The 14,021-nt window shown below is 35.5% G+C and carries 17 protein-coding genes; 14 read left to right on the top strand and 3 right to left on the bottom strand.

The annotated features are described in order from the left end of the window. Positions 1-163: 163 nt before the first annotated feature. The 4 genes from JCM10596_RS21815 (at position 164) to JCM10596_RS21800 (ending at position 2,894) form a co-directional block, all read left to right on the top strand. Positions 164-817, top strand: coding sequence for an HAD family hydrolase (locus tag JCM10596_RS21815; RefSeq protein ID WP_025028923.1), 654 nt, complete (start codon positions 164-166; stop codon positions 815-817). Positions 818-957: 140 nt separating this feature from the next. Continuing rightward, positions 958-1,638, top strand: coding sequence for a hypothetical protein (locus JCM10596_RS21810; RefSeq protein ID WP_025028922.1), 681 nt, complete (start codon positions 958-960; stop codon positions 1,636-1,638). Positions 1,639-1,740: 102 nt separating this feature from the next. Then, complete coding sequence (locus tag JCM10596_RS21805; protein ID WP_025028921.1) at positions 1,741-2,016, top strand: hypothetical protein; 276 nt, start codon at positions 1,741-1,743, stop codon at positions 2,014-2,016. Positions 2,017-2,117: 101 nt separating this feature from the next. Further along, positions 2,118-2,894, top strand: coding sequence for a nucleotidyltransferase domain-containing protein (locus tag JCM10596_RS21800; RefSeq protein ID WP_025028920.1), 777 nt, complete (start codon positions 2,118-2,120; stop codon positions 2,892-2,894). A 217-nt stretch (positions 2,895-3,111) separates the two neighbouring features. Here JCM10596_RS21800 and JCM10596_RS21795 read toward each other — a convergent pair whose 3' ends face one another. After that, positions 3,112-3,504: a RidA family protein gene (locus JCM10596_RS21795; RefSeq protein WP_025028919.1), complete on the bottom strand. Its 393-nt coding sequence runs from the start codon at positions 3,502-3,504 to the stop codon at positions 3,112-3,114. Positions 3,505-3,609: 105 nt separating this feature from the next. Here JCM10596_RS21795 and JCM10596_RS21790 point away from each other — a divergent pair, with 105 nt between their 5' ends. The 9 genes from JCM10596_RS21790 to JCM10596_RS21740 all read left to right on the top strand — a co-directional run bounded on the left by JCM10596_RS21790 (position 3,610) and on the right by JCM10596_RS21740 (position 10,491). Continuing rightward, entirely contained in the window at positions 3,610-3,951 is a 342-nt protein-coding gene (locus JCM10596_RS21790; RefSeq protein ID WP_025028918.1) for a winged helix-turn-helix transcriptional regulator, read from the top strand. A 527-nt stretch (positions 3,952-4,478) separates the two neighbouring features. Continuing rightward, positions 4,479-5,024: a GrpB family protein gene (locus JCM10596_RS21780; protein WP_025028916.1), complete on the top strand. Its 546-nt coding sequence runs from the start codon at positions 4,479-4,481 to the stop codon at positions 5,022-5,024. 130 nt (positions 5,025-5,154) lie between these two features. Further along, positions 5,155-6,045, top strand: a complete 891-nt coding sequence (locus tag JCM10596_RS21775; protein ID WP_025028915.1) for a PhzF family phenazine biosynthesis protein — start codon at positions 5,155-5,157, stop codon at positions 6,043-6,045. 89 nt (positions 6,046-6,134) lie between these two features. Continuing rightward, a complete protein-coding gene (locus JCM10596_RS21770; RefSeq protein WP_025028914.1) occupies positions 6,135-6,782 on the top strand; it encodes a hypothetical protein in 648 nt (215 codons plus the stop codon). Positions 6,783-6,845: 63 nt separating this feature from the next. Then, entirely contained in the window at positions 6,846-7,376 is a 531-nt protein-coding gene (locus tag JCM10596_RS21765) for a hypothetical protein (protein ID WP_025028913.1), read from the top strand. An 80-nt stretch (positions 7,377-7,456) separates the two neighbouring features. Further along, positions 7,457-8,008 (top strand): tetratricopeptide repeat protein, encoded by a 552-nt coding sequence (locus JCM10596_RS21760; RefSeq protein ID WP_025028912.1) that lies wholly within the window; start codon positions 7,457-7,459, stop codon positions 8,006-8,008. A 22-nt stretch (positions 8,009-8,030) separates the two neighbouring features. Beyond that, positions 8,031-8,813: an MBL fold metallo-hydrolase gene (locus JCM10596_RS21755; protein WP_025028911.1), complete on the top strand. Its 783-nt coding sequence runs from the start codon at positions 8,031-8,033 to the stop codon at positions 8,811-8,813. 22 nt (positions 8,814-8,835) lie between these two features. Continuing rightward, complete coding sequence (locus JCM10596_RS21750; protein WP_025028910.1) at positions 8,836-9,192, top strand: cupin domain-containing protein; 357 nt, start codon at positions 8,836-8,838, stop codon at positions 9,190-9,192. A 453-nt stretch (positions 9,193-9,645) separates the two neighbouring features. Further along, positions 9,646-10,491, top strand: a complete 846-nt coding sequence (locus JCM10596_RS21740) for an AraC family transcriptional regulator (RefSeq protein ID WP_025028909.1) — start codon at positions 9,646-9,648, stop codon at positions 10,489-10,491. A gap of 80 nt (positions 10,492-10,571) precedes the next feature. Here JCM10596_RS21740 and JCM10596_RS21735 read toward each other — a convergent pair whose 3' ends face one another. Both JCM10596_RS21735 and JCM10596_RS21730 read right to left on the bottom strand, forming a co-directional pair. Then, positions 10,572-12,680 (bottom strand): methyl-accepting chemotaxis protein, encoded by a 2,109-nt coding sequence (locus tag JCM10596_RS21735; RefSeq protein WP_025028908.1) that lies wholly within the window; start codon positions 12,678-12,680, stop codon positions 10,572-10,574. A 111-nt stretch (positions 12,681-12,791) separates the two neighbouring features. Continuing rightward, positions 12,792-13,547 (bottom strand): MerR family transcriptional regulator, encoded by a 756-nt coding sequence (locus JCM10596_RS21730; RefSeq protein ID WP_025028907.1) that lies wholly within the window; start codon positions 13,545-13,547, stop codon positions 12,792-12,794. A gap of 171 nt (positions 13,548-13,718) precedes the next feature. Here JCM10596_RS21730 and JCM10596_RS21725 point away from each other — a divergent pair. Beyond that, positions 13,719-14,021 (top strand): NUDIX hydrolase (locus JCM10596_RS21725; RefSeq protein WP_025028906.1); only part of this gene is annotated, 303 nt, incomplete at its 3' end.

Here is a 14,021-nt window from a genome sequence, read left to right as displayed (position 1 = left end):
AGGAAATAGCGAGTTTTTTCATGTCTTCAAAACTTTTTTCACAGAAATTGACGATGAATCAGAATTTCTAGGTTGAGCCTACCTTTGTAAGACACAGGGTTGTCGTAGATATGAGTACGTATCAGGATGTTCCAAAAAAATAAAAGAAAAGAAGGTAATTCCTATGAAGTATAAAACTATTTTATTTGATTTCGATGGCACCCTAGCAGATACACTACCTATTTGTTTTTATTCTTTCCAAAAGGTATTCCAAAAATATGATAATAGAGAATTAAGCAATCATGATATATTAGCTATGTTTGGCCCATCTGAAATTGGAATAATCAAACAGAATCTCTCTAATAAAATGTTTGTTGAACAAGCAATTGAGGATTATTACGATATGTATCATAGTAAACATTCTGAACTAGTGAAACCAAATGAAGGAATAATAAATATGATCAATGATCTAAAAATAAAGGGGATTTCTTTAGGAATAGTTACAGGTAAAGCAAGAAGAAGTTATGAAATATCCATCAATCATTTATTTGGTTTAGATCCATTTGAAATTTCTATAACGGGTGATGATGTGTTATATCCAAAACCACATCCTGAAGGAATTTTAAAGGCAATAAAGCTTCTAGATTCTTCGATAGAAAATACTTTATTTATCGGAGATAGTGATGCTGATATAAAAGCTGGGATAGACGCAGGTGTTAGCACAGTCGGAGTAAACTGGTTGGATAATTCTCATGGAAGTATTTTTACATATAAACCAGATTATGAGTATGATAGAATCGAATATTTTATAAATGAGTTAATTCACGAAGTTATATGAAATCGGCGTGTTATGCTGCGTCTGTTAAGCAAAATAGTGGAGGAGTCGTCCTCTAATAGCAGAGGGGACATGCGTTAAGTAAACTCAATGGAAAGAGGATCATCGGATAGCACGTATAAGGAGGGGAGTATTCGAAGAAGATGCTAAAATTATTGTTATCAAGTTTGTTTTACCCTGCTCCATCTATAAATATAGATGAAGAACAAGAAAAACAATTTAAGAAGCTAGTAGATACCATGATGAATAATCGAGGAGAATTAATAGATTATCCTTCTAACTTTCCTAAGTATCATTTCATAAAATACATGTCACAGACAGGAAAGTTTGTATTCCATGGTTCAAATAATCATGATATCGAGATATTTGAACCTCGGGAACAAACCCTTTATAACAATAAATTAACCAAAGCAATATTTGCATCAACGGATCCAATTTGGCCTATATTTTATGCTGTTTTAAGAAGAGATAACGTGGTAGCAAGTTTTCGTAACGGTTGTCTTGTTCATAGAAATCAAAGGTATCATTATTATTCCTTAAATCAATCCACTATTAGGAATGATCCATGGACAGAAGGGATGTTGTATATATTACCCAATCAGACATTTTTTAAGTCTGGAAATGGGAGAGTACAATTCGATGAATGGATTAGTCACGAGCCTGTAGCACCAATAGGGAAAATACCTGTATCCGTGGATGATTTCTTCTACCATAATAAAGTGTCAGTACATAAAGACGGAGAATCATTGTGGAAGACCTGGTTCCTGTACAAAATTAGAACATTGCGTGCAAATTCGAAGATGGCTGCTAGAAACAACGGATAACACCATTTACACGCTTAAGCAGAACTCTTAAAGAAGGAATATGAAACTTTCGGTAAATGAAATCGTAAATTTAATAGAAAGGATGTAGATGGAGGTACGGAAATGTATGTATTTGTAATAGTTTTTGCTATTATAACAGTTATATATACCGCGTTATCTCTACTTGTAAACCGAAAACGGGAACTAATTTATACAGCGTTTGGATACGAAGAATATATGAGAATAAGAGCAAAACTAGATAAGTATGGAATATCAACTAAAACTACATCACCAATGGGATTAGGAAACCGTACAAATCCATTTAAGAATACTACACAGTATGATATTTACATTAGTAAAAACGATAAACATAAAGCAATTAAGGCATTAAATGAATAACAAATCATATTAAAAAGGATGAATTATAAGCATCTTATCATTAAAATAACTAATTATTCATAATATTTTAATTTTAATCAAATCACTGGAGAGTGTTAATGTTGAATGAAAAAATCATAGAAGAAATAAAAAACATAGAATTAACAAAAGATGTCACAATCCTATTTGCTTGTGAGTCAGGTAGTCGTGCATGGGGTTTTCCTTCGAAAGACAGCGATTATGACGTAAGATTTATCTATATCCATCCACCAGAGTGGTATTTATCCATTGATGAAAAGAGAGATGTTATAGAGTTACCAATCAACGATCTATTGGATATCAATGGGTGGGATATTCGAAAAGCTTTGAAACTATTTAGAAAATCAAATCCACCTTTACAGGAATGGTTGAGTTCTGAAATTGTTTATTATCGGAGTTTTTCTTTTGTCGATAAACTTAGAAAAATGAGCTCGGAAGTTTTTTCGCCAATATCGTGTATGTATCACTATTTAAGTATGGCTCGAGGAAACTATAGAGAATTCCTACAAGGGGAACGGGTTAAAATTAAGAAATATTTTTATGTATTAAGACCAGTATTAGCTTGCAAATGGATAGAAAAATATAATACTATGCCACCGATCTTATTTCAAGATTTGGTTAATGACATTGTACCAAGTGGCATTTTAAATGAAGAAATTTCAAAATTACTTGAAAGAAAGATTAATGGTGACGAGTTAGATTTTGAACCAAGAATAAATGTGATAAATGAGTTTATTGAAAATGAAATAGATCATATCGATGCTTTTATTAAGACGATTAAACATTCAAGTGAAAACCCTACTGAGAAATTAGATAGATTGTTTAGAGATACACTTAAAGAAGTTTATTCATCTTCATAACTATCGGCTTATAAATGGCATGAGTCCGATACAATACCGAACTCATGTCCTACAAGCTACCTGATAACCTTTCTAACATTATCACGATCTAACCGACGCTAAGAACCTGATAAGGGCGACTAACCATCAAGTCGAGTAAAAAAATAACTCCATCTGATGGAAGTCTACTTTATTGGGGCACGTCGTTCCTTGTTGAAGGACGACAGCGGAATCAGGGTTAGTCAGTGTGTGCGACGGCGCGGATTTCAATAAGCTGATGAGGAAATGCCAGCCCTGACACGCCGACGAGGGTGACAGCGGGCCGATGGTCGCCCACATATTCCTTGTACAGAAGGACAGTTTGGTCGAAATGCTCTTGTGGGTTTGTCAAAAATACTTCCATTTCTGCAAGGTTTGATCTCGTAACACCGAATCCAGCAAGTACGCGATCAAGATTCTCCAATGTCTGCCGCATTTGTGTCTCGATATTCCCCTTACCAACAAACGTGCCCTGCATATCGTGGGAAAATTGTCCCGAGATGTAGATGGTACCGTTAAAGCTATAACCTTGGGTGACACCGAAAGTTTCTTCCCACGGAACACCGTGATTATAAATTTTTGCATTAGTCATTTTTTTCTCTCCTTTGCTTCAAAGTAAGATTAGTATAAAATATACGCAAAAATAATAGTAGTACGCACTTTTTTGATATGTACTACCCGAAAGGATAGTGTAAATATGGGAATGTCTGACTATAAAGGGAAAGTTAAATGTATTCAAGATACTCCATTTGGTTACACAGTATCCGTTATTAGTGGCAAATGGAAAATGGTTATTATATACCTCTTAGCAGAAAACCAACCGATTCGCTTTAATGATCTCAAACGACAAATAGGAGCTATTACTTATAAAACATTGAGTTCACAGCTAAAGGAACTGATAAGCGATGGTCTTGTGAAACGGAAAGAGTTTCCTCAAGTGCCTCCTAAAGTCGAGTATAGTCTCACAGATAAAGCGGAAACTCTATTACCGGTTTTGGAAGGATTATGTGAGTGGGGAGCAAAATATCAAAAAAAATAATAAATCTAAATAGGAGATTATTGAAATGTTAAAGAATTTTTGGATGAAGGTGATTAGTATGACCTGAAACTCTAATGATATTTTTAAAGGAGCGATGACTGGATTTTTTATATCCGTTGTATGTTTTATTTTATCTTATGTGATTGGAGTACATTTACTAGGGAACTATGTTACTGGAAATCCTTACTGGGGAGTTGTGATTTTTTTCTTTTGGGTTTCGATAGTTGCAATTATTTTTTCACCAATAATCATAGAAAACACTCTACAGAAATTGATGATAGACAAAAAAATTGAGAGTCAAAATTTATTTATATTTACAATTGGATTAGTTTTCACAGTGTCATCTTTGTTATTAATTGAAATATATTTGTTATTTCCCCCTAATGAATTTGGATTGTTAATAGCTTACTCCCACTCTAAACTGGAGAACTTAATTCTTGGCTTTTTGTTAATAATTGTAAACGCACTAAATAGGAAATACAAAATACGTTTATTAAAAAAGAAAAAAACTCATAGGAGATGATTGAATGAATGAACCTATTATAGTAACCTCTTATGATGAACAATGGCCCATTCTATTCAAGGAGATTGGTCAAAAAATTAGAAGTGTTTTAGGAGAAACAGCTTTGAGGATAGACCATATTGGCTCCACATCAGTTCCAAATCTAGATGCCAAACCGATCATTGATATTCAAATATCGGTTGCTTCCTTGGAACATTTAGACACGTATAAAATACCTCTAGCAAGTATAGGATTTATCTATCAAAGGAATAATCCAGACTTAACTAAAAGATACTTTAGAGAACAACCAGGTGAAAGAAGAACACATATTCATGTAAGGAAATCAGGGAGTTGGTCGGAACAATTTGCCCTATTATTTCGAGACTATTTACGAGCGCACCCCAACGAGTGTGAGATGTATGCTAACGTAAAATATAGCCTAATGAATCAATATCAGGATGAGAGAAACCAATACGTGATAGGAAAAGGTCCAATCATATATGAAATTATCCAAAGAGCAAACGATTGGAGTCAAAGAGTAGGTTGGGATCTACAGTGTACAGATGCATAATACCAATTCGTCAGCTTGCCTTTACCAGAAAAGTATTTGTAGGTTCAGTCCCTTCTTGTAAAGTTCACCGGCGATGTAGATAAACAACGATTGAGGAAACTGGCTAAACACAAAGAAAGTAGGAATCAGGATGAAGAATATAAAAGTATTTCATTATGATGCATTTTCAAAGATTAAAAACAAAGGTAATCCAGCAGGTGTTGTACTAAACGCGAATAATCTAAGTGAGAATGAAATGCAGAATATAGCCCATAATGTTGGATTTAATGAGACTGTATTTGTGATAGATTCAGAGAAGGCTGATTTGAGATTAAGATACTTTACTCCAGGACATGAAATTAATTTATGTGGTCATGCTACAATGGGAGCATTGTATTGCTTGAAAAGCCGAGGTTTCTTAGATGGAAGAGATTCAATCAAAATAGAAACAAATGTAGGTATACTTCCGATTGATTTTGAAGATAAAGAAGATCAAATAATAGTCAGAATGAAACAAGACAATCCGAAATTCGTTTCCTTTAATGGTGATATTAAAAAATTGGCAGCATCGATGGGTTTAACCGAAGAAGATATAGACTTATCTGAACCTACAGTATATGGAAGTACTGGTATTTGGACATTACTAGTACCAATTAAAGATTTGAGATCATTTTCAATCATGAAGCCCAATAATGAACAGTTTCCTGATATCCTAATTGAAAACAGAAAATCCTCTGTGCATCCTTTTTGTTTTGATACGTATGACGACACTACATTTATGCATGCAAGGCACTTTTCATCCCCATATTCAGGAACTAAAGAAGATGCCGTAACAGGGACTGCTTCTGGTGTTGTGGGAGCTTATTATTTAAGTTATATTAACAAGGATATGGAGTCTATTGCATTTGTCGTTGAACAAGGACAAGAAATAGATAAAGACGGTAGAGTAAGTGTTGAGGTGTACAGAAATACTGAAATCTTAGAAGTATTTATTTCTGGAGCTGCTGTTTTTGTTAAGGAATTTGAAGTAGAGTATGCTTAGTCTAGGAAAACTCATCATCAGCAACAATACATTAACGGATGCCATTTTGCTCCTCCATATTTCAATGAATTTGAAGGAAAGTAGGAACAATGATGATCAGAAAATGTAAAATAAGCAGCATAGTTGCATGCATCATCATGATCGTTTTATTGACATCAGGCTGCACACAATTATTTGAAACAGCTACGCCCGATCTAGATTATGATAACACTAAAATAGTGCTGACCCCCATTGACTTATTCGATGGTGACGCAGCAAAGTTTAAGCTTTTCCTAGGCTCTATGACTGGGGCATTTAAATTAAGATATGAAGGAAAAAAACCAAATATAAAATTGAATATTGATTTGTGGAAAAACGGTGAGAAAGCTGATTCATATGGTTCCGTTGGCGATTTGTTCTTCAGTTCGGAAGAAGGCAATGATGTCGAAGTTATTATCTCTATTGATACTATAGGTCTTGAGGGTTCCGAGGAATTCAAAATGATCAAGGTAGGAACAATACATGACACAGGATCAGGTGTTGGAAAATTTACTATTCCATGGGATAAAAAAATGAACTTATCTGGATTGATCCATTATAATGAACCGATAACATTTCCTGCTAATGGAGATGTACCTGTATGGGGAATGCAGGCAACAAGTACCAATTCAATTCGCACAGCCGATTTCTCGTCGGAATCGCTAGGCTCACTTGAATGGGCGATTATCTTTACGTTGAGTTTTGAAGATGAGATATAGGGAACTTGAAGTTTTTACTCCACTTGACGGGTAGAACGTGATAAAAATTTAAGGGAAATTATTATGAAAATGACTAAGAAGAAATATATTTATTTTGTTTCTATGTTCATCATTTTGGGCTTGTTAGTCTTTCCAGCCCTGTCTAGCTATATGGATTATAGAGAATCAAGAATATCTAACGAGTATGAACGTGAATTTTATGATCGATTATTAGGGACAATTAAGGAAGAAACAGCATTTAAAATGACGGATATAACTACTTTTCAGTGGGATAGAATGCATATATTTCCCCCATATACGAGTAGAAGTGAGATGGAAAACAAAATCGGTAGAAAATGGACAGAGAGAAAATCTTATCTTTCTTATCTAATTGAGAGAAAGACTATTTTTGGGGAGCATCCACTTGATGATGATCGATTTCATAGTTTAGTTTTTCTAAATGGAGATGCGATTGTTCTAGATATAACACTTGATAGAGTGCAAGTAGATTTTACACATAACGAGAAGCTAGTCCTAGAAAAAGATACTATATTTATAGTAGAGTTAAATGAAGATGGGAATAGGTATCCAATTGTAAAGGCAAAAGAAGAGTAGTTGGCTCTCCTTCACCATGAAAAGTTTTGGGTGGGGGCAGATACCTACCGTCAAAGTCGATCAGTAAAGGAAGATTGGTAATGAAAATCAATGAAATTCCCTTTAATATGCAAGTCTATTTTGATGAACAGTTAAGGGATATTCCAGAAGATACGAACGAAATGCAACAAGGAATCCGCTACTTACAAGATTGTGTACATAGAGATGATTCCTCCGTACTCCATGGTTTAATAGGGGTCTTTTGTAGAATCGTGGGTCGCTTAGATGAAGCTGAACGGCATCTGACAAAAGCCATCTCTCTGTATCAAAAGGAAGGAAACATTTCAAGCGTATTAGCAAATAAAATTAGATTGGCTCATGTATACCAATGGAAAAATGAGTTTGCTAAGGCAGATTCGTTGTATGAAGAAATCCTCGAGCAAATTGTAACAAAGCAACAGGGGAGGCACTTGCTTGATTTTACCTACCAGCATTATGGTAAGAGTAAATTTGATCAACAAGAGTACAGGGGAGCGTATGAACTCTTTGAAAAGGCGTTACGTATCCGAGTTAAAAAAAACAGCGAAGAATTAGTCCAGTCTACAGAGCATGCGATGCGCATAACGAAGCGATTTTTTCCAGAAGAAGTATAAGAAGGAGATTGTGGAGGTTTGTATGATTAAAGATCCTTGGTTTACCATTCAGAAAATTGATAATCACACTTTTGCCATTAGCGAGTATGGGCATTGGGAAAAAGTCCACTCATTTCTTTTGTTAGGAGAAGAGAAAGCCATCCTTATTGACACAGGTCTTGGGATTGACAGCATAAAAAGAATAACAAACCAAATCACGGACTTACCTATTGAAGTCATTACTACACATGTACATACTGATCATATTGGCAGTCATGCAGAATTTGATACTATTTATGTACATGAAGGAGATAAAGATTGGTTGGTTAATGGCATAAAGGGTTTATCTATTGACGTCATCAGAAAAAACATAAGTAGAGATATAACCCTGCCTACACCCAAGACGTTTAATCCTGATACCTATGTACCTTTTCAAGGAGAACCAGCCGGAATAATTAAAGATGGCGATGTAATAGACATGGGATCTAGGAAATTAATGATTTACCATACCCCAGGTCATTCTCCAGGTCATGTATGTATTTTTGATATTACAAATGGGTATTTGTTTACGGGTGATTTGCTCTATGATCAAACACCTATATATGCCTTTTATCCATCAACTAATCCAACTGATTTAGTTCATTCACTGGAAAGAATATCAAACATTTCTAATGTCAAAATAGTTTTCGGTTCTCATAACACATTAGGTCTAGACCCAATTATTTTAAATGAAGTGAAAAGAGCTGTTAAGATATTGAGAGAACAAGATCTAGTTAAGTTTGGTACAGGAACTCATCGATTTTCTGGTTTTAGTATACAGTTCTAAGCAGTGAAGGGAGAGGAATGATTTGATGATTAGCAAGCAGAATGCTGAGCATTATGTTTGGGGGAATCATTGTGATGGTTGGCGGCTCATTGATGAGCCAGAAAGAAGCATTATTCATGAGAGAATGCCACCAGGTACAAGTGAAGTAAGACATATCCATCATCACGCGAAGCAGTTTTTTTTCGTTTTAGCTGGAACCATGACGATTGAACTGGATGGTGCAGAGTATCATCTGAACGTTCATGAAGGAATGAATGTACCCTCTAATATCCCGCATCAGGTATTTAATAAGTCTGATCAGGATATCGAATTTCTTGTGATATCGAATCCAAACTCAAGAAATGATCGAAAAGTTATAGAATCCAAGTGCGAGAAATAGATGGCTGAGTGATAGAACAAGCGATTCATGTAGAATATAACGATATCAAATGTAACATTACGGTCAAAGAAGGATTGGGATCACTCATATCCAGACGATTCTACAATCCTTCTTTCCAAAGTGGGACGATACATCCAAGAATCATAATCTAAAATTTTATGTCTTCACGATCTAATTTTTTTAGACCATTAACCCCTACCATTGTAAATCCAACACAAGTGAGTAAGACAGATAATGTAATAATAGCTACGATACCCATAATAAAAACCTCCTCAATATTCTTTGTACTTTAGTTATATAAAATTATTGAGTTGGAGTAAGTGATCAACATCACATTTTGTCAAGGGAATTTTGAACATAGTTTATAGAAAAATACCCTGCATAAGAGATGCAAAGAATGTCGGGAAACTCTTGTTTATTTGATACATACTGAAGGAGAAAGGGCGGTTAGGAATGGATTGGATTGAGAGATTTAATAGGGTGTTGGATTATATAGAAGACCATTTAACAGGTGATATTCAAATGAAAGAGATTGCTAAACTGGCATATTGCTCAGAATATCACTTTCCGAGAATGTTTTCTTCTATGACAGGAGTCACACTAATGGAGTACATAAGACGCAGACGCTTGTCTGTGGCAGCGTTTGAGCTTCAAAATAGTTCAAACCGCATTATAGACATTGCTTTAAAATATGGATATGATTCTCCTGACGCTTTTAGTCGCGCTTTCAAAAATCTACATGGAGTAAATCCGACAGCAGCACGAGGAAAAGGAGTCCAATTAAAAGCCTTTCCAAGAATATCCTTTCAAATATCTATTAAAGGAGAAGAGGAAATGGAGTATAGAATTGAAGAGATTGATTTTGAATTGGTATTGGTCGGTGTGAGTCACCCTGTTGTGACACAGGATGCCTTCAAAACAATCCCTGCTTTATGGGAAAAAGCAGGTGCTAATGGATATTTACAAAGACTTATTGATATGTCATGGGAGAACCCTAAGTGTAAAATGGAAGGGCTTCTAGGGGTATGTGGAAAGCAAGCTGCCATTATGGATGAGGAATTCAACTATTTTATGGGAGTTCGTTATGATCATCCAGCCCTAGATGATATGGATACACTTGTTATTCCTACTAACACATGGGTTGTTTTCCCTAATGTTATGGAGGCTTGGAAACGTTTATATACCGAATGGGTGCCTACTTCAGGATATGAATTGGCTGATCTCCCATGTATAGAGAATTACTTAGCTCCTGATCGAAATCCTAATAGTGAGCTTTGGGTGCCAATCGTTAAAAAGTAATGATGAACAAAAGGGCTGCTATAAAGTCAGTTTCTATTTTTTACTGACTTTTTTAGACAGCCCCTTGCTATTCTTAGAAATTAAGACGTTTTAAATTGTTGAATTAAATTCTTTAACTTTTCAGCAGAATTGTTTAATTCCTCAGAAGAACCTGAAACCGTTTCTAATGCTGTAATTTGTTCAGTTGTCGAAGCACTTACTTCTTCAGCAGAAGCAGCCGTTTGCTCAGATATTGCAGAGATACTTTGAATAGAATCAACAAGCGAATTCTTATGATTGTCCATCACATCAACCTGCTTAGAAATGGTTGATATGGCAGTTAGCAAGTCCTTAATAGAGACTGCAATCGAATTAAAAGCTTCTTCAGTTTCAGAAACGGCACTATTTTGTTCTTGAGTAATCACTTTCGTTTTATTTACTTCTAAAACGACCTTTTCAGTTTGAGAATGAATGCCAGTGATCGTACCTTGAACTTTTTCGGTGGCTCGTTTTGATTGTTCTGCAAGCTTTCTGACTTCCTCCGCTACTATGGCAAACCCTTTTCCGCTTTCCCCAGCTCTTGCTGCTTCAATGCTTGCATTAAGGGCTAGTAGATTAGTCTGATCCGAAATGTCGTTAATAGAAGAAATAACTTCACCAATTTCTTGAACTTCTTTAGACAATTCATTAATAATGGAAAAAACAGAATAAATAACATCGTTAGATTCATTCGTTCGATCTCGTAGGGCATCTATTTTGGATATTCCGATCTTGTTGGATTCTTCTGCTTTGCTAGATAATACTATCATTTGTGAAACTAATTGGCTTAAATTATCAAATTGAGAGGACAATTTATGCGTCAATTGGCTCGTTTCATCCGTTTCACTTGCTTGTTCCGTTGCTCCATAGGCAATTTCTGATATGGCAGTTGCCACATCTTTACTTGAAGCAAGCATTTCTTCAGATAAGCTACTTAAGTCTTCAGCTGAGCTGCTAAGATGAACTACAGATTGTTCAACGGAAACGATAATTTTTTTCATCCCCTCAATCATAGTGTTAAAGTACTCAGCTACCTGACCAATTTCATCATTGGTGAAATCTGTATCAGGAATTTTGTAGGAAAGGTCCCCATCAGCTACTTTCTCCATATAATTTGTCACTTGTTGCAGGGGTTTTAAGGCTCGTTTTATAAATAGGTACATAATCCCTATAATGGCACCTAATATGATGAACGCTGCGATTATAACATCGAAGAGCTTTTTGGTAAAATTATACAAAATTTGTTCTTTGGGTACAGCTGAAACAAAGGACCAATATTCCTGTATTTGATCAAGATCGATGGTCTTAAATGCCATCAATACTTCGCTACCCGCTACATTAATATAGTCAGTAACTTCTTCACCAGTTGTTATTTTTTCCTTCACTGTTTTCCAGGTATCATCGTTAGCTATATCTTGATTTACTAGCTCCGGATTTTCTCCATGGGCAACATACATTCCGGCTCCAGATATTAAAGCGGAGTATCCTCCTAAAGGCTTCACTTCACTTACAAGCGCCTCTAAATATTCGATACTAAAATCAGCCGTAACAACTCCAAGGAATTCACCTTGTTTCCCCATAATAGGATGGGCGATTGTTGTCATTAAAACATCTGTCCCATTAACTGGATAGACGTAAGGCTCAGTAAGGATAGGTCTGCGTTCTTTTTTAGGAATGAGATACCAGTCCCCATCACCTTCTACTTCATAATCGACTAATGGCTCAACGGAGATATTACCCTCTGCTTGATAAAAATAAGGCACAAAGCGATGTTGAGCATCAACCAAATCAGGAGGTGTTGTATCAGATAGAGAAACCTTGTTTGGTTCTAATAAAACAGCCATTCCAACAATATTAGGATTTTCCTTCAGTATTTCAGATACAGAATGTGTAATGTTATCATATGTTAAGAAGGAGTTTTGATACATTAGACTAATATTTTGTTTTAGAGACTTAAGTATTTCATTTGTAATAGTAAAATCTTTTTGTATTTCTACAGCATGTAAGTTTGCATTTTGTTGAGCAAATTCTTCAGCAGCATTGATTGAATAATGGTAATCCTGATAGAGTAAGACTCCATTATATAGAATGAACAATAGTGTAACGACGATAGATACAATACTCATTAATTTCGTAGTGAAGCTTTTTTGTTTATGCTTGACTCTTAACATTGTTTCGTAGCCTCCTCAGCAGTATAGCTCGATTGTAACATGTGGAAGCACAAACAACATTATGAATGATTTGGTAAATAAACCTAGGATGATCCATAAACTACTGAGTTTCTATTTTTCGACATGATCACAGTAGAAAGTTATAGCGTCTTTCAGAAATAAAGCGAGTCCAGGTTTATATTGGTCAATATTAGTGGTAAAACGTTCATCGAGGACATACATATCACCTAAACCTCTCAAGATCTCCGGTGTGCAGTTGTAAAAGTTGTCTGTGATATAGGCTCTCCATTCGCTGACAGCCTCTTGAACCTTTGGATCATGAGCTCCTTTATCCATGAGTGAAGCAAACTTTTGATATATTTTATCTGCTTGACTCATCTTTTCCCTCCAATCCTCCTTCGTATAGGTAGCTGTCTTTTCTTGACTTTCTCGATAAGCCTCAGAATTTCCATATCTTTTACTGATTTCTTCTGCGTATTTTTCCACCTCGCTCATATCAAAAGCACGAAACATTTCTTTTTTATCCATGTGTACTCCTCCTTCGATGGATTGTATGGTTTTCGTAACAGAAAGGATCATTTCTTCGAGTCTGTTCCTTTTTTTCTTCAATAGCTCCAAATGAGTTTGAAAGGCTTGTTTGCGATCAAAATGTGGATTTTCAAGTATTTTCTTTGTTTCTTGCAAACTAAAACCAAGCTCTTTGAAGAATAGAATTTGTTGAAGTTTTTCAAGGTCTTGGTCTGAATACAGCCTATATCCAGATGAATTGACAGTATCAGGTTTCAGAAGTCCAATACGGTCGTAATGGTGTAGAGTTCGTACACTGATTCCTGCTAGCTCAGCTACTTCTTTAACTTTATAGGACATATGAGATCAACTCCTTATTATGATCATAAAGGATAACGTAACGTTAGAGTCAAGTCGATTTTTAAAAATGGGGTGGTTTAGCAGCTTTCTATACAGTTTAGGAGTAGATGAGCCCTATAATTGGTGGTATGATATGGTAAAAGAAGCCGTAAATTGCTGAGGAGGAAGTGTATGGAGGAGAAATGGTTAGCCTATGCGAAGAAACTTCAATCCATCGCTCAAGCTGGACTGACGTATTCCAAGGATAAATACGATATCGAACGCTTTGAACAAATAAGAGAAATAAGTATGGATATTTATACTCATTACACAACGCTGCAATTCGAGCAAATTGAGGAGTTATTTACTAGTGAAATGGGCTATCAGACACCAAAGGTAGATGTACGAGCGGTTGTTTTTAAGGATGAAAAGATCTTAATGGTCAGAGAAACAGACAATGGACAGTGGTCTTTACCTGGTGGATGGGCTGATACA

The organism is Caldalkalibacillus mannanilyticus JCM 10596, assembly GCF_000615945.1.
Lineage (GTDB): Bacteria > Bacillota > Bacilli > Caldalkalibacillales > JCM-10596 > Bacillus_AT > Bacillus_AT mannanilyticus.
This window is presented reverse-complemented; position numbering and strand designations above follow the sequence as displayed.